This is a genomic window from Effusibacillus lacus (genome assembly GCF_002335525.1).
Lineage (GTDB): Bacteria > Bacillota > Bacilli > Tumebacillales > Effusibacillaceae > Effusibacillus > Effusibacillus lacus.
In genome coordinates, this window is sequence record NZ_BDUF01000109.1 from 1 (window position 1) to 354 (window position 354).

At 52.8% G+C, this 354-nt stretch carries 1 protein-coding gene; it reads left to right on the top strand.

All coding sequences use genetic code 11. The features are described from left to right. Positions 1–107 precede the first annotated feature (107 nt). The coding region (locus EFBL_RS21520) for an ATP-binding cassette domain-containing protein (RefSeq protein ID WP_231705871.1) at positions 108–354 on the top strand (247 nt) is incomplete at its 3' end.

A 354-nucleotide genomic window follows, 5' to 3' on the forward strand; every position in this document is an offset into this window, starting at 1 on the left:
CGAACTTCGTTGCACAACATGAACCGCCGTATACCGAACGGTACGTACGGTGGTGTGAGAGGACGGGGGCTAGCCACCCCCTCCTACTCTATTTTGGAGGAATGGCTGTGATCGAGCTACTGGACCTGTACAAAGAGTACAAAACACGTCAAGGGGTTGTAGTTGGCGTAAACCATGTAAGCCTTAAGATTGAGCAGGGTGAAATTTTCGGGATTGTAGGCTACAGCGGGGCGGGAAAGAGCTCCCTGATACGCTGCATTAACCTTTTGGAGCGCCCTACGTCGGGATCTGTCAGGGTTAACGGAATGGATTTGACCAGGTTGAATGCAGCAGATCTGCGTCAGGCCCGGCAGA